This window comes from Georgenia sp. X1117 (assembly GCF_057784635.1).
In genome coordinates, this window is record NZ_CM173492.1 from 574,878 (window position 1) to 593,969 (window position 19,092).

Annotated in this window: 20 protein-coding genes; 6 read left to right on the forward strand and 14 right to left on the reverse strand. The window is 73.6% G+C overall.

What is annotated here, in order from left to right:
- Nucleotides 1–20: 20 nt before the first annotated feature.
- From AC3D3D_RS02560 to fabG, 3 genes are all read right to left on the reverse strand, one after another.
- Nucleotides 21–524 carry a SixA phosphatase family protein gene (locus AC3D3D_RS02560; RefSeq protein ID WP_463662307.1) on the reverse strand — a complete coding sequence of 168 codons (504 nt, stop codon included), beginning with the start codon at nt 522–524 and terminating at the stop codon, nt 21–23.
- Complete coding sequence (fabI, locus tag AC3D3D_RS02565; RefSeq protein ID WP_463662308.1) at nt 524–1,291, reverse strand: enoyl-ACP reductase FabI; 768 nt, start codon at nt 1,289–1,291, stop codon at nt 524–526. Before fabI ends, AC3D3D_RS02560 begins: the two co-directional genes overlap by 1 nt.
- A gap of 65 nt (nt 1,292–1,356) precedes the next feature.
- Nucleotides 1,357–2,082 carry a 3-oxoacyl-ACP reductase FabG gene (fabG, locus tag AC3D3D_RS02570; RefSeq protein ID WP_463662309.1) on the reverse strand — a complete coding sequence of 242 codons (726 nt, stop codon included), beginning with the start codon at nt 2,080–2,082 and terminating at the stop codon, nt 1,357–1,359.
- Nucleotides 2,083–2,208: 126 nt separating this feature from the next.
- Between fabG and AC3D3D_RS02575 the strand changes: the two genes are divergently transcribed.
- Both AC3D3D_RS02575 and AC3D3D_RS02580 read left to right on the forward strand, forming a co-directional pair.
- The gene (locus AC3D3D_RS02575) at nt 2,209–2,670 is read left to right on the forward strand and encodes a DUF3099 domain-containing protein (RefSeq protein ID WP_463662310.1); all 462 of its coding nucleotides are present in this window, start codon (nt 2,209–2,211) and stop codon (nt 2,668–2,670) included.
- Nucleotides 2,667–3,671: an SURF1 family protein gene (locus tag AC3D3D_RS02580; protein WP_463662311.1), complete on the forward strand. Its 1,005-nt coding sequence runs from the start codon at nt 2,667–2,669 to the stop codon at nt 3,669–3,671. Before AC3D3D_RS02575 ends, AC3D3D_RS02580 begins: the two co-directional genes overlap by 4 nt.
- Here AC3D3D_RS02580 and abc-f read toward each other — a convergent pair.
- A complete protein-coding gene (gene abc-f / locus AC3D3D_RS02585) occupies nt 3,644–5,260 on the reverse strand; it encodes a ribosomal protection-like ABC-F family protein (RefSeq protein ID WP_463662312.1) in 1,617 nt (538 codons plus the stop codon). The genes AC3D3D_RS02580 and abc-f overlap by 28 nt on opposite strands.
- 248 nt (nt 5,261–5,508) lie before the next feature.
- Here abc-f and ypfJ point away from each other — a divergent pair, with 248 nt between their 5' ends.
- Entirely contained in the window at nt 5,509–6,393 is an 885-nt protein-coding gene (gene ypfJ / locus AC3D3D_RS02590) for a KPN_02809 family neutral zinc metallopeptidase (protein WP_463662313.1), read from the forward strand.
- A gap of 81 nt (nt 6,394–6,474) precedes the next feature.
- Here the strand turns inward: ypfJ and AC3D3D_RS02595 are convergent, their stop codons facing one another.
- The 9 genes from AC3D3D_RS02595 to AC3D3D_RS02635 all read right to left on the reverse strand — a co-directional run bounded on the left by AC3D3D_RS02595 (nt 6,475) and on the right by AC3D3D_RS02635 (nt 14,876).
- Nucleotides 6,475–7,851, reverse strand: coding sequence for a hypothetical protein (locus tag AC3D3D_RS02595; protein WP_463662314.1), 1,377 nt, complete (start codon nt 7,849–7,851; stop codon nt 6,475–6,477).
- Between the two features lie 310 nt (nt 7,852–8,161).
- Nucleotides 8,162–8,557, reverse strand: a complete 396-nt coding sequence (locus AC3D3D_RS02600) for a metal-sulfur cluster assembly factor (protein ID WP_463662315.1) — start codon at nt 8,555–8,557, stop codon at nt 8,162–8,164.
- On the reverse strand, nt 8,554–9,024 hold the full coding sequence (gene sufU, locus AC3D3D_RS02605; RefSeq protein ID WP_463662316.1) for a Fe-S cluster assembly sulfur transfer protein SufU: 471 nt from the start codon (nt 9,022–9,024) through the stop codon (nt 8,554–8,556). Before sufU ends, AC3D3D_RS02600 begins: the two co-directional genes overlap by 4 nt.
- Nucleotide 9,025: 1 nt before the next feature.
- Nucleotides 9,026–10,366: a SufS family cysteine desulfurase gene (locus AC3D3D_RS02610; RefSeq protein ID WP_463662317.1), complete on the reverse strand. Its 1,341-nt coding sequence runs from the start codon at nt 10,364–10,366 to the stop codon at nt 9,026–9,028.
- Nucleotides 10,367–10,373: 7 nt separating this feature from the next.
- Complete coding sequence (gene sufC / locus AC3D3D_RS02615; RefSeq protein WP_463662318.1) at nt 10,374–11,132, reverse strand: Fe-S cluster assembly ATPase SufC; 759 nt, start codon at nt 11,130–11,132, stop codon at nt 10,374–10,376.
- A 33-nt stretch (nt 11,133–11,165) separates the two neighbouring features.
- The gene (locus AC3D3D_RS02620) at nt 11,166–11,510 is read right to left on the reverse strand and encodes a non-heme iron oxygenase ferredoxin subunit (protein WP_463662319.1); all 345 of its coding nucleotides are present in this window, start codon (nt 11,508–11,510) and stop codon (nt 11,166–11,168) included.
- On the reverse strand, nt 11,507–12,700 hold the full coding sequence (gene sufD / locus AC3D3D_RS02625; protein WP_463662320.1) for a Fe-S cluster assembly protein SufD: 1,194 nt from the start codon (nt 12,698–12,700) through the stop codon (nt 11,507–11,509). The genes AC3D3D_RS02620 and sufD overlap by 4 nt, the downstream gene beginning before the upstream one ends.
- On the reverse strand, nt 12,700–14,139 hold the full coding sequence (gene sufB / locus AC3D3D_RS02630) for a Fe-S cluster assembly protein SufB (RefSeq protein ID WP_463662321.1): 1,440 nt from the start codon (nt 14,137–14,139) through the stop codon (nt 12,700–12,702). The genes sufD and sufB overlap by 1 nt, the downstream gene beginning before the upstream one ends.
- Nucleotides 14,136–14,876 (reverse strand): helix-turn-helix transcriptional regulator, encoded by a 741-nt coding sequence (locus tag AC3D3D_RS02635; RefSeq protein WP_463662322.1) that lies wholly within the window; start codon nt 14,874–14,876, stop codon nt 14,136–14,138. The genes sufB and AC3D3D_RS02635 overlap by 4 nt, the downstream gene beginning before the upstream one ends.
- A gap of 370 nt (nt 14,877–15,246) precedes the next feature.
- Here AC3D3D_RS02635 and AC3D3D_RS02640 point away from each other — a divergent pair, with 370 nt between their 5' ends.
- Nucleotides 15,247–16,440 carry an ABC transporter ATP-binding protein gene (locus AC3D3D_RS02640; protein WP_463662323.1) on the forward strand — a complete coding sequence of 398 codons (1,194 nt, stop codon included), beginning with the start codon at nt 15,247–15,249 and terminating at the stop codon, nt 16,438–16,440.
- Nucleotides 16,437–17,195: an ABC transporter permease gene (locus tag AC3D3D_RS02645; RefSeq protein ID WP_463662324.1), complete on the forward strand. Its 759-nt coding sequence runs from the start codon at nt 16,437–16,439 to the stop codon at nt 17,193–17,195. The genes AC3D3D_RS02640 and AC3D3D_RS02645 overlap by 4 nt, the downstream gene beginning before the upstream one ends.
- A gap of 26 nt (nt 17,196–17,221) precedes the next feature.
- Here AC3D3D_RS02645 and AC3D3D_RS02650 read toward each other — a convergent pair whose 3' ends face one another.
- On the reverse strand, nt 17,222–17,716 hold the full coding sequence (locus tag AC3D3D_RS02650) for a serine/threonine protein phosphatase (protein ID WP_463662325.1): 495 nt from the start codon (nt 17,714–17,716) through the stop codon (nt 17,222–17,224).
- A gap of 95 nt (nt 17,717–17,811) precedes the next feature.
- On the opposite strand from AC3D3D_RS02650, the gene AC3D3D_RS02655 reads away from it, so the two are divergent.
- On the forward strand, nt 17,812–18,858 hold the full coding sequence (locus AC3D3D_RS02655; protein ID WP_463662326.1) for a COX15/CtaA family protein: 1,047 nt from the start codon (nt 17,812–17,814) through the stop codon (nt 18,856–18,858).
- The last annotated feature ends 234 nt before the right edge of the window (nt 18,859–19,092 follow it).

A 19,092-nucleotide genomic window follows, 5' to 3' on the forward strand; every position in this document is an offset into this window, starting at 1 on the left:
CGGCCGTCCGGGCCGGCGGGTCAGACCTGGGGCCGAACGAGGGCGCGCAGGTGGGCGCCGCGCTTGCCCAGGTCCGCCCACGGCACAGGGACGTCGAGGACGCAGGCGGTCGCCGTGGGGACCCCGAGGGAGACCTGCAGCGCGAGGGAGTCGCTGCGCTGGTCGTGCAGGTGCGCGGCGAGCGAGGAGATCGCGGGCTCGTGGCCGACGACCAGCAGCGTGCCCACCTCGTCCTCGGTCTCGTGCACGAGGTCGAGCAGGCCGCGCGCGGCGAGCTGGTAGATCGCCGGCTCGTCGCGCCGCTCGCGCACCTCGACGCCCTCGGCGACCAGGCTCGCGGTCGACGCCGCCCGGGCGGCGGTGGACACCAGCGCGACGTCGAAGGGCCCGACCTCGCCGGCCAGCATCGGGCCCAGCGCCCGCGCCTGGCGCTGGCCGCGCTGGCTCAGCTCCCGAGAGGCGTCCCCGGCCCGACCGTTCTGGGCGGCCTTGGCGTGCCGCAGGAGGACCAGCGTCCGGGCCATCACTGACCCATGGCGTGCACGCCGCCGTCCGCGTGCACGATCTCGCCGGTCGTAGCCGGCAGCCAGTCCGAGCACAGCGCGAGCACGGTGCGCGCCGTGGGCTCGGCGTCCCGGTTGTCCCAGCCGAGCGGAGCGCGCTCGTCCCAGGTGGACTCCATCTGCTCGAAGCCGGGGATCGAGGTGGCCGCGGTCGTGCGCACCGGGCCGGCGGCGACGAGGTTGACCCGGATGCCGTCGGGCCCCAGGTCGCGGGCGAGGTAGCGGGCCGTCGACTCGAAGGCGGCCTTGGCCACGCCCATCCAGTCGTAGACCGGCCAGGCGAACTGGGCGTCGAAGGTGAGGCCGACGACCCCCGCGCCGGGCGACATCAGCGGCTTCGCGGCCACCGCCAGCGACTTCAGCGAGTAGGCCGAGACCTCCAGGGCGGTGGCAACGTCGGCCCACTGCGCCTCGAGGAAGTTCCCGCCCATGACGGACTGGGGGGCGAAGCCGATGGAGTGGACGACGGCGTCGAGGTGGTCCACGTGCTCGCGCACGCGTGACTCGAGCGCGGCGAGGTCATCGGCGTCGGTCACGTCCAGCTGCACCACGGGCGCCTCGGTGGGCAGGCGCCGGGAGGTGACCTCGGTCAGTCGCATCTGCCGCCCGAAGGAGGTCAGCACGACCGTGGCGCCCTGCTCCTGCGCCAGGCGCGCCACGTGGAAGGCGATGGAGTTGTTCTTCAGGACGCCGGTGACGAGCACCGTCTTGCCCTCCATCAGTCCCATCTGTGTCCTCTTCTCGTCTCGTCCGGGCCGCGTCGCGGGGGCGTCGCGGCCGTCTTTCGCGAAGGTCAGTGCCCCATGCCCAGGCCGCCGTCGACGGGGACCACCGCGCCGGAGATGTAGCCGGCCGCCGGCGAGGCGAGGAACTCCACCACCCCGGCGACGTCGTCGATCGCACCGAAGCGACCGGCGGGGATCGCCCCGAGGTAGGTCTTCTGCTGCTCCTCGGGCAGCACCCGGGTCATCTCGGTGTCGATGAAGCCGGGGGCGACGACGTTCGCGGTGATCGACCGCTTGCCGAGCTCGCGCGTGATCGAGCGGGCCATGCCCACCAGGCCGGCCTTGGCGGCGGAGTAGTTGACCTGGCCGGGGCCGCCGTAGAGGCCGATGACCGAGGAGACGAGGACGATCCGTCCGCGGCGCAGGCGGATCATGCCCTTGGCCGCACGGCGGGAGACCTTGAAGGCGCCGCCGAGGTTGGTCTGCAGGACCGCGTCAAAGTCGTCGTCGCTCATCCGCATGAGCAGCTGGTCGCGGGTGATGCCCGCGTTGGCCACGACCACCTCGACCGGGCCGTGCTCCTCCTCGGCCCGGGCGAAGGCCGCGTCGACGTCCTCGGTGCTGGCCACGTCACCGGCCAGCGCGAGCGTCCCCGCAGGTCCGCGGCCCGACCGCGAGAGCACCGCGACCTTGTCGCCCAGCGCCACGAACCGCTGGGCGATCGCCTCGCCGATGCCCTGGGAGGCGCCGGTGACGAGCACGCTGCGCGGTTCGTACCCGTTGCTCGCGGTCACGTCATCTCCTCGATGCTTGGCGTACGCACGCGGGACACGCTATCTGATCCGGGAGGTACGGCATCCCGGGGGTTCGGTCGGCGACCCGTCCGGGCCCCGCGCGCGGTCGCGGCGTAGCCTGGTCGGATGACCAGGGTCCGGCGTTCCCCCGCCGCCCCCGCCGCGCACGTCTCGCGGCGCGCGGGCGGTCGGTGGCGCCCGGTCCGGCGCCGGCGTCCGGTGAGCATCACCCGCGCCGCGCCCGGCCTGTCCGAGGATCTCGGTGGGCGGATGCGCGGGTACTGGCTGCTCATGGGGCTGCGGGTGGCCTGCCTGGCCTCCCTGGCCGTCGTCCCGCGCGCCTGGTGGTGGCTCTGCATCGCTCTCGCGCTGGTCGCTCCCCTGCTGGCGGTGCTCGTGGCCAACGCCGGCCGGGAGGGCGGTGGGGCGACCGCCGCCGAGCGCGCCGGCCAGGACGTCGTCACGCTCGACGGCGGGGCCGGCGCGGCGGGCGGCGACGGCGGTGCCGGTGGCGCGGACGGGTCGGGCCCGGCACCGGGCCGACGGGTGCCGACCTACACGGTCCGGCCCGGGGAGTTCCTGCGATGAGCGCGGCGGGGGCGCCCCGGGGGCGCCTGTCCTTCCTGCGCGAGCCCCGCTGGATGGGGCTCGTGGTGGGCTGCATCCTCGCGGCGATGGCCTGCGTCTGGCTGGGCACCTGGCAGCTCGACCGGCACCAGGAGAAGGTCGAGCGCCGCGACGCGGTCGCCGCGGCGGAGGCCGCCGCACCGGTCGAGGGCGGGGAGCTGCTCGGCGACCTCGTCGTCGACGAGGACGACACCTGGCGGCAGGTCACCCTCACCGGCGAGTGGGTCCAGGGCGCCACGCTCGGCCTGCGCAACCGGCCCGTCGACGGGACGCCTGCGGTGCACGTCGTCGACCTGCTGGCCACCGAGCTGGACGGTCGCCCCTCGGTCGTGCCCGTCGACCGCGGCTGGCTGCCGGCCCGGGTGGACATGACGCCGGCCGAGCTCCCGGCGCCGACCGAGGGCGAGGTCACCGTCACGCTGCGCCTGCGGCCCGCCGAGCTCGGCTCCGACCGCGAGCCGGCGGCGGGCTGGCTGTACTCGATCGAGGAGGACGCGCTGCGCGCCTCGCTGGCGGCGCTGCCGGAGCCGGGCGCCGCCGTCGCCGAGCTGGCGGCCGGCGGCGGCACCGTCGTCGCAGGCTTCGGCGAGCTGCTGGCGGAGGAACCCGCCTCCCCCGGCTCCCTGGGCGCGCTGCCGGAACCCGACGTCTCGCTCGGCAACCACCTCTCCTACGCCTTCCAGTGGTGGATCTTCGCCGTCGGGGCGCTGCTCATCGTGCCGCTGCTGGCCCGCCGGGAGCTCGACGAGGCCGACGAGGAGCTCCTCGCCGGCACGCCGTACGCCCGCGGGGGCGAGCTCTCCCGCCGGCCGGGCCGGCGCGCCACCGACGCCGAGGAGGAGGACGCCTGGCTCGACGCCGCCGAGGCCGAGGAGTCGGACACCCGGCTCGACGCCGAGGACGGGGCGGGCGCCGAGGCCCCGGCCGAGGGACCTCAGGCCAGCGTGACGAGCTCGAGGTAGTCGGCCGACCACAGGTCCTCGTCGCCGTCGGGCAGGAGGAGCACCCGCTCGGGGCTGAGCGACTCGACGGCGCCCTCGTCGTGGGTGACCAGCACGACGGCGCCGGTGAAGGTCGACAGCGCGCCGAGGATCTCCTCGCGCGAGGCTGGGTCGAGGTTGTTCGTCGGCTCGTCGAGGAGCAGGACGTTGGCCGAGGAGACGACGAGCACCGCCAGGGCGAGTCGCGTCTTCTCCCCGCCCGAGAGCACCCCGGCGGGCTTGTCGGCGTCGGCCCCGGAGAAGAGGAAGGAGCCCAGCACGGAGCGCACCTGGGTGTCGGTGAGGTCGGGGGCGGAGCTGCGCAGGTTCTCCACGACCGTCCGCTCGGTGTCCAGGGTCTCGTGCTCCTGGGCGTAGTAGCCGATCTTCAGGCCGTGTCCGGGGACGACCTCGCCGGTGTCGGGCTCCTCGACTCCGCCGAGGATCCGCAGCAGCGTCGTCTTGCCCGCACCGTTGAGGCCGAGGATGACGACCTTCGAGCCGCGGTCGATCGCCAGGTCGACGCCCGTGAACACCTCGAGCGAGCCGTAGGACTTCGACAGGTCCTTCGCGGTGAGCGGCGTGCGCCCGCAGGGCGCGGGGTCGGGGAAGCGCAGGGCGGCGACCCGGTCCTTCTGCCGGGTCTCCTCCAGGCCGGCGGTGAGCCGTTCGGCACGGCGGATCATGTTCTGCGCGGCGACCGCCTTGGTGGCCTTGGCGCGCATCTTGTCCGCCTGGGCCAGCAGCGTGGAGGCCTTCTTCTCGGCGTTGGCACGCTCGCGGCGGCGGCGCTTCTCGTCGAGCTCACGCTGGCGCAGGTAGGCGTCCCAGCCGAGGTTGTAGGTGTCGAGCTCGCCCCGGTTGGCGTCGAGGTGCCACACGGTGTTGACGGTCTCGCGCAGCAGCTCGACGTCGTGGGAGATGACGACGAACCCGCCCTGGTAGCTCTTCAGGTGCTCGCGCAGCCAGACGATCGAGTCGTGGTCGAGGTGGTTGGTCGGCTCGTCGAGCAGCAGGGTGTCCGCCCCGGAGAAGAGGATGCGGGCCAGCTCGACGCGGCGGCGCTGACCGCCCGAGAGGGTGTGCAGCGGCTGGTCGAGGACGCGGGTGGGCAGCGCCAGCGCCGAGGTCATCGCCGCGGCCTCGGACTCGGCGGCCCAGCCGCCGAGCGCCTCGAACTCGGCGTCGAGACGGACGTAGCGCTCGGTGGCCTTGGCAGCCTTCGTGGGGTTGTCGAGGTCGCCCATCTCGCGCTCCGCGCGGCGCAGGCGGCCCAGCAGGGTGTCGATGCCGCGGGCGGAGAGCACGCGGTCGCGGGCCAGGACGTCGAGATCGCCGGTGCGCGGGTCCTGCGGGAGGTAGCCGACCGTGCCGGAACGGGTGATGTCCCCGGTGTGCACGATGGTCTCGCTGGTGGCGTCGGCGCCGGCGAGGATCTTGGTCAGGGTGGTCTTCCCTGCGCCGTTGCGTCCGACGAGACCGATCTTCATGCCGGCGTCGATGCGGAAGGACGCCGAGTGGAGGAGCTCGCGGGCGCCGATGGACACCGAGACGTCGCGGGCGGTGATCATGGGGGCCTTTCGGTACGACGGGCACCGGTGTGCCGGGCCGTCGTCGATGCTACGTCGCCCCGGCCTCGGCCCGAAGCGGATAACACCGGGCGGTGGCGGACCCCACGCACCGGGTGCGTCCGCCTCCCCCGCGCTCCGGTCCACAGGCCGCCGGGGGCGATGGGTGGCTACTGTTCGCTCAGGCGCCGCGGGGCGCCCGGCGCACCGGCGCGGCAGGCGGTGCGTGAGCGACGGACAAGGAGATCCTCGTGACGTTTCGGGACTCGGCCAGCGGCAGCGGCTCCGGCGAGGGCGTGCGCCGCCGGCGCGGGCGCGGCGGCGGCACGATCGCGGCGGGCGGCGGCGGGCTCGCCATCGTCGCGCTGGTGATCTACCTGCTCACCGGGCAGGACCTGTCCGGGCTCACCGGCGGTGGCGGGGGCGCGCCGGCCGAGGAGGAGACCCTCGGCGAGTGCACGGGGGCGGACGCCAACACCGACGTCGACTGCCGGATGGTGCTCACCTGGGGCTCCCTGCACGACGTCTGGGACGTCACGCTGGTCGAGCAGGCCGACATGGAGCACCGGCGTCCGGAGTTCATCCTCTTCGAGCAGGGCGTGGACACCGGCTGCGGCGCGGCGACCTCCGCCGTCGGGCCGTTCTACTGCCCGCCCGACGAGACGGCGTACATCGACACCGGCTTCTTCGACCAGCTCGAGACCCAGCTCGGTGCCGAGAACGCGCCGCTGGCGCAGATGTACATCCTCGCCCACGAGTACGGCCACCACGTGCAGAACGAGACCGGGGTGATGGCGACGGCGAACCGCTCCGACACCGGGCCGGAGTCCGACGGCGTGCGCCTCGAGCTGCAGGCCGACTGCTACGCGGGGATGTGGGTGGCCCACGCCTCGCAGGTGCCGCAGGAGGAGACCGGGGAGCCGATGCTCGTCGAGCCCACAAGTGAGGAGATCCAGGACGCCCTCGACGCCGCCTCGGCCGTCGGCGACGACCGGATCCAGTCCGGGGCGGGCCAGGAGGTCGACCCGGAGACGTGGACGCACGGCTCCTCCGAGCAGCGGATGCATTGGTTCACCGTCGGCTACGAGAACGGGTCCATGGCGGACTGCGACACCTTCTCCGCCGCCCAGCTCTGATCCACCGACGGACGGCGGGGCCCGCGACCGAGGACGGTCGCGGGCCCACCCGTTCATCGTCCGCCCGGGCAGGACCTGGCGCTACTGCACCGGCACCCGGACGGTCGCGCCGTCACCCGGTTGGCCCAGTCCCTGCCTGGTGAGCAGCTGGCCGCCCGAGCCGTCCGCGAGGGAGGCCGGCTCCCCGCCGTACCGCAGCACCGAGCCGTCCTCGAAGGAGACGGCGAACAGGCCGCCGTCGACCGCCTGCGGCTCGACCTCGCCACCCGGGGTGGCGGCCGCGACCCAGACCGAACGGCTCTGGTCCGCCGCGACCTGGCTCTGCTGGACCACGCCGGAGATCGAGGTGCCGGGGGCCGAGATGGTGCCCTCCAACGTGCCGGACGACGGGTCGAGGACCACCGCGTGCTCGGCGGTGCTCCCGCTGAAGACGGAGACCACGGCGCTGCCGTCCTCGTACGTGATGTCGGCAGCGGTGGCGTCAGTCCCCTCGATCGTGGCGAGCACGATCGGCTCGGCCTCGCCCGCGAGGTTGCGCGACTCGACGACGACGGCGCCGTCCTCGACGCTGGTCGTCAGCAGGATGTCCTCGTCCGCCGCCGCGGGCCGGACGGTGGCGGCCCCCTCGCCCTCGGGCTGCGCGGCCGTGACTCCCAACTCGGTGGTGCGCTCCCCCTCGGTCGTCAGGTACAGGGCGCCCGCCTCGTCGGCCGTGACGATGCCGGCGTCGGTGACGCCCACGATCGTCTCGCCGAGCGGCCCGTCGTCCGTGGAGGCGATCTCGGTGGCGGTACCCCCGTCGACGTCGAGCGACATGAGGCGTGCGCCGCTGTCGGAGACGGCGGTCCACAGCACGCGGTTGCCCTCGACGTCGGACATCATGTCGGCCGGCTCGGCCCGTCCGATGTCGGTCTCCGCCTCGAGCGTGTACTCCAGCTCCTCGGCGGAACCGTCCGAGCCGTACTGGACGAGCGTGACGTCGTCCGGGGTCTGGCTCCAGGCGAGGGGCTGCCCGCCCGGCCCTGCTGCGAACACGTCGTTCGTCCCGACGGTGCCGTCCTCGTGCTCGATGCCCTCGAGCGGGATGGTGGCCACCGGGACCTCCTCGTCCACCGGTGCGGTGAGATCGATCGTGCTCGTCCAGCCCGGCTCGAGCTCGGCGCCCTCGACGCCGACCACCCGCAGCTCGCCGGCGTCGGCCGGCGCCTCGGGGGCGGCGGCGTCCGAGCCGTCGTCCGCGGGCTCATCGCTCGCGGAACCGGCGGCGTCCTCCGCAGCCGACGGCGCCTCGGGGCTCGGCCCCTCGGGGGCCTGAGGCGCCTGGACGTTCGCGCCGTCCCCGCCGGTCCCCGCCTCCGGATCCTGGCTGCACGCGGCGACGGTCAGCGCCGCGGCGGCAAGCATCGCGGTGCACGAGAACCTTCGGGCGGCGCGGCCGCCGGTCGCGGGTGCGGTCATGGTCCGAGTCATGGTCGGTGTCCCCTCTCCGTCACTGACTGTCGCCCGTGAGGCGCTGTCCTCGACCGCCGGTGTGACGGCCACGACGTCGACGCTACGGACCCACCTCGATGCCCGTGCGGCGGTTCGAGGGGAGTTCTGGCGGGGTCGAAGGAACCGCGCCGCGTGTCCCGCACCAGGTCAGGCGTGTCGGGAACCGCCCCCGGGCATGCCAACGGGCCGGCACCCGTGGGTACCGGCCCGAACCTCGCTCTCGACGCTCACCCGCCGGACCCTCGACGGGGGTACGGGCAGGTGGTGACGGCGGGTGTCAGACGTTGAAGCCGAGGGCGCGCAGCTGCTCGCGGCCCTCGCCGGTGATCTTGTCCGGGCCCCACGGCGGCAGCCACACCCAGTTGATGCGGTGCTCGGTGACGAGCCCGTCCAGCGCCATGGCGGTCTGGTCCTCGATGACGTCGGTCAGCGGGCAGGCCGCGGAGGTCAGCGTCATGTCGATGCTCGCGTGGTTCGACTGGTCCACGGTGATGCCGTAGACGAGGCCGAGGTCGACGACGTTGATGCCGAGCTCGGGGTCGATGACGTCGCGCATCGCCTCCTCGACGTCGGCGGCGAGCGTCGCGGTCGGGCCGGCCGGGGCCGGTGCGGCCATCTCGCCGGTGTAGGTCTGCGCCTCCGGGGTGCCCGGGGCGTCGGTCGTCTCGCTCATGCGTCCTCCTGGGTCAGTGCCTGGGCGAGCGCGTCCCGCAGGGCCATCCAGCCCAGCAGGGCGCACTTGATGCGTGCGTGGAACTTGGCCACACCGACGAACGCGGATGCGTCGCCGAGCTGGTCCGATCGCTCCGGGTCGAGCTCCTCGCCCCGGTTGTGCATGAGCTCGCGGAAGGTCTCGTGCAACCCGTCCACGGTGGTCACGTCCTTGCCGGTGGCGAGGTCGGTCATCACCGAGATCGAGGCCTGCGAGATCGAGCAGCCGTGGCCGTCCCACCCGATCTGTTCAACGACCGGCGAGCCCTCGGCATTCCCCAGCCGCACGCGCAGCCGGACCTGGTCGCCACAGGTCGGGTTGACCTGGAAGGACTCGCCGTCGAAGGGGTCGAGGAGGCCGTCGCCGTGCCGCTCGCGGGCGTGGTCGAGGATGACCTGCTGGTAGAGCTGCTCCATCGGAGAGGTCATGTCAGTCCTCCAGCCGGAAGAAGGGACGCACGGTGGCCAGGGCGTCCGCGAAGGCGGCCACGTCCTCGGCGCTCGTGTACGGCCCGGCCGAGGCGCGGGTCGAGGCGTGCACGCCGAGCCGGCGGTGCAGGGGCTGGGCGCAGTGGTGACCGACGCGCACCGCGACCCCGGCGACGTCGAGCACCTGCCCGACGTCGTGCGGGTGGACACCGTCGACGTCGAAGGCGACGGTCGCGAGCCGGTCCTCGGTCGAGTCGGGGCCCAGCAGCCGCACCCCGGGCACGCCGCGGACGGCGTCGAGCAGCAGCGCGGCCATCTCGGCCTCGTGCGCGGCGACGGCCACCATCCCGAGCCCGTCGAGGTAGTCGGCGGCCGCGGCCATGCCCACGGCCTGGGCGATCATCTGCGAGCCGGCCTCGAAGCGGGCGGGCGGCGGCATGAAGGTGGTGGTCTCCATGGTGACGATCTCGACCATGGAGCCGCCCGTGAGGAACGGCGGCATGAGCTCGAGGACCTCGCGGCGCCCGTAGAGGGCACCGACGCCGGTGGGGCCGAGCATCTTGTGCCCGGAGAAGGCGGCCAGGTCCACGCCGAGGGCGCCGAGGTCGACCGGCAGGTGCGGCACCGACTGGCACGCGTCGAGGACGGTCAGCGCCCCGACCTCCCGTGCCCGGTCGAGCACCGTCGTCACCGGGTTGATGACGCCGGTGACGTTCTGGGCGTGGGCGAGAGCGACGACCCGGGTGCGCTCGCCGATGACGTCGAGGGTGTCCAGGTCGAGGCGGCCGTCGTCGGTCAGGCCGATCCACCGCAGGCGCGCACCCGTGTGGGCGGCGACCTCCTGCCAGGGCACGAGGTTGGCGTGGTGCTCGGCCTCGGTGACGACGATCTCGTCGCCGGGGCGCAGGACGAACCGCTCGGCGGCGCTCCCGCCGCGGCCGGCGGTGGCGTTGATGAACGCGTGCGCGACGAGGTTGAGCCCCTCGGTGGCGTTCTTCGTCCACACGATCTCGTCCTCGCGGGCGCCGACGAAGCGGGCCACCGTGGCGCGGGCGGCCTCGTAGAGCTGGGTGGCCTCGTCGGCGAGCTGGTGGGCGCCGCGGTGCACGGCCGCGTTCGCGCTGGCGTAGAACCGGCTCTCCGCCTCGATCACCTGGCGCGGCTTCTGCGCGGTGGCGCCGGAGTCGAGGTAGACCAGCGGGCGGTCCTCGGCGAGCGTGCGGTCCAGGATCGGGAAGTCGGCGCGGACGGCCGCGACGTCGAGGGACGCCGCGCCGTCCGGGCGCGCCCCGCCGCCGGGAGCGGTGCTCCCGGCGGCGGACGCGGCGATGGTCGAGCTCATCGAGAGGTCAGGCCCCCACCGGGCTGAAGCGGTCGTAGCCCTCGGCCTCGAGACGGTCGGCGAGCTCGCGCCCACCCTCCTCGGCGATCCGGCCGTCGACGAAGACGTGCACGAAGTCGGGCTCGATGTACTTGAGGATCCGCGTGTAGTGCGTAATGAGCATGATCCCGGAGCCGACGTCGGAGTGGACGGCGTTGACGCCCTCGGAGACGACGCGCAGGGCGTCGACGTCCAGGCCGGAGTCCGTCTCGTCGAGCACGGCGAAGCGGGGACGCAGCAGGCCCATCTGCAGGATCTCGTGGCGCTTCTTCTCGCCGCCGGAGAAGCCGTGGTTGACGTCGCGCTGGGCGAACGACGGGTCCATGCGGAGCTGCTCCATGGCCGAGTTGACGTCGGAGACCCAGCTGCGCAGGGCCGGGGCCTCGCCGTCGATCGCGGTCTTGGCGGTGCGCAGGAAGTTCGACACCGTCACGCCGGGGACCTCGACGGGGTACTGCATGGCGAGGAACATGCCGGCGCGGGCGCGCTCGTCGACGGACATCTCGAGGATGTTCTCGCCGTCGAGGAGGACCTCGCCGTCGGTGACGGTGTACTTGGGGTGACCGGCGATCGAGTAGGCCAGCGTGGACTTGCCGGAGCCGTTGGGGCCCATGATGGCGTGGATCTCGCCGCTGTTGACCGTGAGGTCGACGCCGCGCAGGATCGGCTTCGGGCCGTCCGTCGTCTCGACGGACACGTGGAGGTTCTTGATCTCCAGGGTGGACATGTGGGGTTCCTTTACGTTGTCTGTGGCGGCCGGTCAGGCGGCGTTGACGGAGGTGTCGGGGTCGACCAGCACGTCGCCGTCCTCGATGGCGAGGGCGTAGACGGTGACCGGCACGGTGGCGGGCAGTGTCGTGGGGCGGCCGGTGCGCAGGTCGAAGGCCGACCCGTGCTTCCAGCACTCGAGCGCCCCGTCGAAGATCTCCCCGTCGGAGAGCGAGACCTGCCCGTGGGAGCAGGTGTCGTCGAGGGCGTGGAAGGTGCCGTCGTCGTCGCGGGCGAGCGCGATGGCCCGGACCGTCCCGTCGGCGGCGGGCAGCCGCACGAGCGAGACGTCGCCCGGGGCGAGCTCGTCCGCGGAGGCCACCCGTGCGTAGGTCACGCGCTCCTCGCCATGGTCAGGTCGAGCTCGGCCTCGATCGCCGCGGTCAGCCCCTCCTCGACGGCGGGCACGCCGATCTGCTTGATGAGCTCGGCGAAGAAGCCGCGCACGACCAGTCGGCGGGCCTCCTCCTCGGGGACGCCGCGGGAGCGGAGGTAGAAGAGCTGCTCGTCGTCGAAGCGGCCGGTCGCCGAGGCGTGGCCGGCCCCCTCGATCTCGCCCGTCTCGATCTCCAGGTTCGGCACCGAGTCGGCGCGCGCACCCTCCGTGAGCACGAGGTTGCGGTTGAGCTCGTAGGTGTCCGTCCCCTCGGCCGCCTTGCGGATGAGCACGTCGCCCACCCACACCGAGTGGGCGCTCGAGCCCTGCAGCGCACCCTTGTAGGTGGCGTTGGACCGGCACCGCTCGACGGCGTGGTCGACGAACAGGCGGTGCTCCTGGTGCTGGCCGGAGTCGGTGAAGTACAGGCCGAGCAGCTCGAGGTCACCGCCGGTGCCCTCGAAGCGGGCGGTGGTCGAGACGCGGACGATCTCGCCGCCGAGGGTGACCACCACGTGCTTGACGGTGGCGTCCTTGGCGACCTGGATCGCGTTCTCGGACAGGTGGATCGCGTCGTCCGCCCACTCCTGGAGGGTGACGAACGTGACGTGGGCGCCCTCGGCGACGTCGAGGGTGACACGCTCGCCGTAGGTGGCGCTGCCGGTGTGCCGCAGCACGACGATCGCGCGGGCGTTGGCGCCGACCTCGACGAGGAGGTTGCCCCACGCGAGGTCGTCGACGCCCTGGCCGGACAGCTCGAGCATGACCGGTTCGGTCAGCTCGGCGCCCGCGGGCACGGTGACCAGCGCGGTGCTGCCGGCGTGCTCGATCGCGGCAGCCGCGGGGCGGTCACCGGGCACGATGCGGGTCCGGCCGCGCGCGTCCTCGGCCGAGATCTCGGTGAGGGTGACGCCGTCGGGCAGGGTGGTGGACCGCTCGAGCGAGCCGGTGCCGGCCTCGGCGGCCAGGACCTGCTGGAGGGCGTCCACGGGGGTGAACCGCCACTCCTCCTCGGAGCCGGTGGGCACCGGCAGGTCGGCGAGGTCGAACGACGCCGCACGGGCGGCGCGCGAGGCCTCGGGGACGACCCCGTGGCTGTGCGCCTCGTCGGCGGTGGCTCGGGAGTGATCGACGATCGGGGTGGCGGTCATCAGCCGACGCTTCCTTCCATCTGCAGCTCGATGAGTCGGTTGAGCTCCAGGGCGTACTCCATGGGCAGCTCACGGGCGATGGGCTCGACGAAGCCGCGGACGATCATCGCCATGGCCTCCGTCTCCTCGAGCCCGCGGGACATGAGGTAGAACAGCTGGTCCTCGCTCACCTTCGAGACGGTGGCCTCGTGGCCCATCTCGACGTCGTCGACGCGGACGTCGACGTAGGGGTAGGTGTCGGAGCGGGAGACGGTGTCGACGAGCAGGGCGTCGCACAGCACGTTGGACTTCGAGTGCGCAGCCCCCTCGAGCACCTGGACCAGGCCGCGGTAGGACGCGCGACCACCACCGCGGGCGACCGACTTCGAGACGATCGAGCTCGAGGTGTGCGGCGCGAGGTGCACCATCTTCGAACCGGTGTCCTGGTGCTGGTCCTCGCCGGCGAAGGCGATGGACAGGGTCTCGCCGCGGGCGTGCTCGCCCATGAGGTAGACCGCCGGGTACTTCATCGTCACCTTGGAGCCGATGTTGCCGTCGATCCACTCCATCGTGCCGCCCTGCTCCACGGTGGAGCGCTTGGTCACGAGGTTGTACACGTTGTTCGACCAGTTCTGGATCGTCGTGTAGCGGACGCGGGCGTCCTTCTTGACGACGATCTCCACGACGGCGCTGTGCAGCGAGTCGGACTTGTAGATCGGGGCGGTGCAGCCCTCGACGTAGTGCACGTAGCTGCCCTCGTCGGCGATGATCAGCGTCCGCTCGAACTGGCCCATGTTCTCGGTGTTGATCCGGAAGTAGGCCTGCAGCGGGATCTCGACGTGGACGCCCTTGGGCACGTACACGAACGACCCGCCCGACCACACGGCCGTGTTGAGCGAGGCGAACTTGTTGTCCCCCGGGGGGATCACGGTGCCGAAGTACTCCTGGAAGATCTCCGGGTGCTCCTTCAGCGCGGTGTCGGTGTCGAGGAAGATGACGCCCTGCTGCTCCAGGTCCTCGCGGATCTGGTGGTAGACGACCTCGGACTCGTACTGCGCGGCCACACCGGCGACCAGGCGCTGCTTCTCCGCCTCGGGGATGCCCAGCCGGTCGTAGGTGTTCTTGATGTCCTCGGGCAGGTCCTCCCAGCTGGTGGCCTGCTTCTCGGTCGAGCGCACGAAGTACTTGATGCGGTCGAAGTCGATGCCGCTGAGGTCGGCGCCCCACTGCGGCATCGGCTTGCGGTCGAAGAGCCGCAGCGCCTTGAGCCGGGTCTTGCGCATCCACTCCGGCTCGTCCTTCTTGTCCGAGATGTCGCGCACGACGTCCTCGGACAGGCCACGGCGCGCAGCGGCGCCGGCCTCGTCCGAGTCGTGCCAGCCGTAGCCGTACTGGCCGATCGACGCGATCGTCTCTTCCTGCGTCATCGGCTCCCGGGTGGGAGGCGTGGTGGTGGTCATCGATGTCCTTCCGTGCCGACCGGTGTCGGGTGGGGGGTCTGACGTTCGGGCAGGGCGAGCGGGACGTGGGTCGTGCACATGTAGCCGCCGCTCGCCAGGGTGGCCAGTCGTTGGACGTGGACGCCGAGCAGGCGCGAGAACGCGCGGGTCTCGGCCTCGCACAACTGGGGGAAGGCCTCGGCGACGTCCTGCACCGGGCAGTGGCCCTGGCACAGCTGGACGGCGAGGTCGGTGCGGCCCACCGAGCGCACGGTGGCGGCGTAGCCGTCCGCGGTCAGGGCCTGGGCCAGGGCGTCGACCCGCTCGCGCGGCGTGCTCGCCCCCTCGAGCTGGGCGGCGTAGCGCCTCTCCAACTCCGCGACCCGGCGGTCGGCGAACTCGTCGGCGGCCTCGGGGCCGACCTGCTCGACGAGGAAGTCGAGCACCTGGCCGGCGAGGTCGGAGTAGGCGTCGGTGAACTCCGCGCGCCCGGCGTCGGTGGCGACGTAGTGGCGGGCGGGGCGGCCTCGACGCGGCGTGGTGGTGCCGGGGTTGCGCTGGACCGCGATGAGTCCCTGCGACTCGAGCGCCCCGATGTGGCGGCGCACGGCAGCGGAGGTGAGCTCGAGCTCCTCGGCGACGTCGGCGGCACATACCGGTCCCTGCTCGAGGACAAGGCTGAGCACGCGGTCGCGGGTGCTGCCGTCCTCTCCCCCGGCGGGGATCCCTGGCTGGGGAAGGTGGTTCGCCTGCGTCATGAGCGTCTCCTCCCGTCGTGCCGTCGTTCGCGCCGGCCGCTCCGGGGGCCGCCGTCGCAGGTCGTGGGCGAGATCGTCCGATACCTGGGGACGGGCGCCGAACGGCGCCGCTGATTTACATACAGTATGCGTTGCCAAATCCCGATCGTCCAGGAAGGTTCGCCTTACCTGGCCGCCGCCTCGCAGGGGTCGCGAGCCCTCCCGACGAGCGGCGCACGGCTCCCGCGAGAGGGGTCTCCAGGATCCCCGCCGGACCGCCCGCGGACCGGGCGACCGCACGGCGCGCCGCGGGATGTGACGCAGCCCACGAGCGGTGGCGGCGTCGCCGTGCCGTGGCCGGGAGGCGGCCCCGCCGCCGTAGCCTGTCCGGGTGCCACCGACCCCCGCCGCGCTCGAGGTGCGCGACCTGCGCCGGTCCTACGGCTCCCGGGTGGCCGCGGACGGCATCGACCTCACGGCCCTGGCCGGTCGGGTCACCGCCGTCCTCGGCCCCAACGGCGCCGGCAAGACCACGACGATCGAGTGCTGCGTGGGGCTGCGCCGCCCCGACTCCGGATCCGTGCGCGTGCTCGGCCTCGACCGTGCCGCCCCCTCCTCCGCGGCCCCGCTGCGGCACGCGGTGGGCGTCATGCTCCAGGACGGCGGGCTGCCGATGGCCCCGCGGGCCGGCGAGGTGCTCGCGCACGTGGCGCGCATGCACGACGACCCGCTCGACACGGACGCGCTGCTGCGCCGGCTGGACCTGGCGGACTCGGCCTCGACGCCGGTGCGCCGGCTCTCGGGCGGCCAGCGGCAGCGCCTCGCGATGGCCTGCGCCGTCGTCGGCCGCCCCCGGCTCGTCTTCCTCGACGAACCCAGCGCGGGCCTCGACCCGCGCTCGCGTCGCGAGACCTGGTCGCTCGTGCGGGAGCTCCGGGCCGACGGGGTCGCCGTCGTGCTGACGACGCACCTGATGGACGAGGCCGAGGAGCTCGCCGACGAGGTCGTCGTCATCGACGCCGGCGCGGTGGTGGCCACCGGGGCGCCCGACGCGCTCGCCGGGCACGCGGTGGTGGACGTGTGGCTGCCCGGTGCAGGGGCGAGCACCGCAGCCGGGGCGGACCCTGGTGCCGCCAGCGCCGCGAGCGGTGCGGAGATCGACACCAGCGGCGACGGGCTCGGCGCGGGCGACTGGGCCGGGCTCCTCGCCGCGGAGCTCGGGCGCGTAGGCCGGGCCGACCTGGCCGGCGCGACCTCCGGGCGCGGCCGGGGCGGCGACCTCGCGGCCCGCGTGCTGCTGGGCCCGGGTCGTCGCGGACCGGCGGCCGAGGACGTCGCCGCCGTCGCGGCCGCCGCCGGGCACGCCTGGGACACGCTGTCGGGCGGCGACACCGGAGCAGGCGGGCGTCCGCCCGAGATCGTCTCCGGGCGCCGCACGCTCGAGGACGTCTTCCTCGAGCTGACCGGGCGGCGGCTCGACGTCGAGGACGCCTCCGGCGAGGCCGACGGCGCCGGTGACGGCGGTGGTGCCGGAGGCGGCGCCCGCCGCCGACGCGGCACTCCGCGACGCCGGGGGCGCAGGTGAGCCCGGGGGTGCGCCGGGCGCTCGCCCAGGCGCGCTTCGACACCCTGACGACGCTGCGTAACGGCGAGCAGCTCCTGCTCACCCTGCTCATGCCGGTCGGGACGCTCGTCGGTCTGGTCACGCTCGACCTCGTCGAGCTGCCCACGGGGGCGGGCGGCGGCACGCAGGCGGCGGCCCTCGGGTCCGCGCTCGCGCTCGCCGTGAGCGCCGCGGGCCTGCCCTCGGTGGCGATCGCGCTCGCCTTCGACCGACGCTGGGGCGTCCTGCGCCAGCTGGCGACCACGCCGCTGGGACCGCGCGGGCTCCTGGCCGGGCGGCTCGGTGCCGTCCTCGCGCTCGTCGCGGTCCAGGTGGTGCTCCTCGCGGGGGTCGCGCTCGCGCTCGGCTGGCGGCCCGACCTCGGCGCGTGGCCGCTCACGGTGCCGTTGGGGGCGCTGGTCGTCCTGCTGGGGACGGCGGCGTTCACCGGGCTCGGGGTCGTCGTCGGCGGGACGCTGCGGGCCGAGGCCGTCCTGGCGATCGCCAACGGGGCGTGGGTCGCGCTGGCCCTCGGCGGCGGCGTGCTGGCCCCGGTCGCGTCGTTCCCCGGCTGGCTGCAGCCGGTGCTCCACGTGCTGCCCTCCGGCGCCCTCGGGGAGTCCCTGCGCTCGCTCGGGACCGCCGCGGGGCCGGCGTGGGGCTCGATCGGCGTGCTCGCCGTGTGGGCGGTCGCGCTGCCGGTCCTCGCCGCGCGCGTGGTGCGCTGGGAGGAGTAGCGCACGGCACCGTCCGGGCGGTGGTCCTAGGTGCGCCGGTCCTGGGTGAGCCGGTCCGTGGGCAGGGCGAGCTCGATGGCGGCCGTCATGTCGAGGGCCTTGGCCACCTCCCCGTCGATGTCCTCGAGCTCGCGCGCGACGACGATCGTGTCGCGGCGCAGCTCGGCCACCCGTACGGACACCATCTGGCCGTCGTCGAGGCGCAGGAACCAGGGCTCGGCGAGGAGCCGCAGGCCGATCTCCTCGAGCACCTCCTCGGCCTTCGCGAGCTCCATGGCGTCGCCCCGCCTGAGGTGGAGCCGGTCGAAGGGGACGAAGAGGCCGTCCTCGGTCATGCCGATGTAGCCGACGTGCTCGCCGTCGTCGGGGCGCAGGTGGTCGAAGACGGTCAGCCCGCGGAAGGCGTCGTCCGGGTCACCGGTGTCCACGGAGCCGGTGTCCACGGAGTCGTCGACCGGGACGCCGGGGACCGCAGGGGCGCGGACCTGGCCGCCCGGGCCGGGGTGCTGAGGTGCCGTCATCCCTCGAACCTATCCGCGGCCGGCGCGGTGGCAAGCGGATTCTCGCCTGCCGCCGCGCCCGGCGCCCGTACCCGGCGGGGACGTACCCTGGGCGGGTGAGCAGCGCGCCCCCCACCAGCACCCCCGGCCCCGTCTCGAACGATGCGCGGGCGGTCGGCGCAGGCGGGTCCGCGACCGGGCCGCTCGGGCGGCGCTCGCTCGTGGACCCGCTCACCTGGGGGCTGGCGATCGCCAACCTCGTGGCCCAGATCGGCATCATCGTCACCGGCGGGCTCGTCCGCGTCACCGGCTCGGGGCTGGGCTGCTCGACCTGGCCGATGTGCGAGCCCGGTGCGTTCACCCCGGTCTTCCACGAGGAGACGGGCTACCACGCCTTCATCGAGTTCGGGAACCGCACGCTGACCGGGGTGCTCGGCGTCATCGCGCTCGCCCTGCTCGTCGCGGTGTGGCGGCGCGAGCCGACCCGTAGCCGCCCCCTCGCACTGCGCCGCCTCGCGGTCTGGCCGCTGGTGGGGATCGCGATCCAGGGCGTCATCGGGGGGATCACCGTGCTCCTCGACCTGCACCCCGCCGTGGTCGGGCTGCACATGTACGTCTCGCTCGGCCTCGTCGCCTTCTCCACCTACCTCCTGGTCCGACTCGCCTCCCCGGACCACGAGCCGCGCACGCTGCTGACCACGACGGGCCGCCGGCTCGTCACCGCCCTGCTCGCGCTGGCGGCCCTCATGACGGTCCTCGGCACGGTCGTCACGGGCGCCGGGCCCCACTCCGGGGACGACACCCACCCCTACCGGTGGGCGCTGGACCCGATCGCCGTCACGCGCGCCCACGCCTGGACCGTCTACGTGTTCGTCGCGGTGCTCGTCGTGGTCACCGTCATGCTGCACCGAGGCCGCGGGGCGGACCCGCGCCTCGCCGGCGCCCGGGCGGCCGTCCGCACGCTCGTCGTGCTCACCATCGCCTCGGCGGTGACCGGCATCGTCCAGCACAGCACCGGCCTCCCGGTGGCGCTCGTGGTCGTCCACATGCTGCTCGCGGCCCTCGTCGTCGCGGCGACCGCATGGCTGTGGTCGACGACGTACGCCCGGGACGGGAAGTCCAGCCCCCCGTCCGTGGACGGCTCCGTCGTCCCCGCCGGTTAGCCTTCCCTCAGTGTGAGGCTTGGTGGTGCCGCGGATGTCGCGGTGGTTGGATCCTTTCCATCCGGTGATTGGCTCCTAGCCTTGCTGCCACTCCTGGCTGAGTTGGCCTGCATGCGTATTGCCGTCGCCGGATGGGAAGGACCGGCCGGCGTGACTTGATAGGAGCGTGCAGCTGCCCCACTGAGGTTTGTCCGCCGACCGGCCCGACCGTTCGACCCCCACTCGGATTCAAGG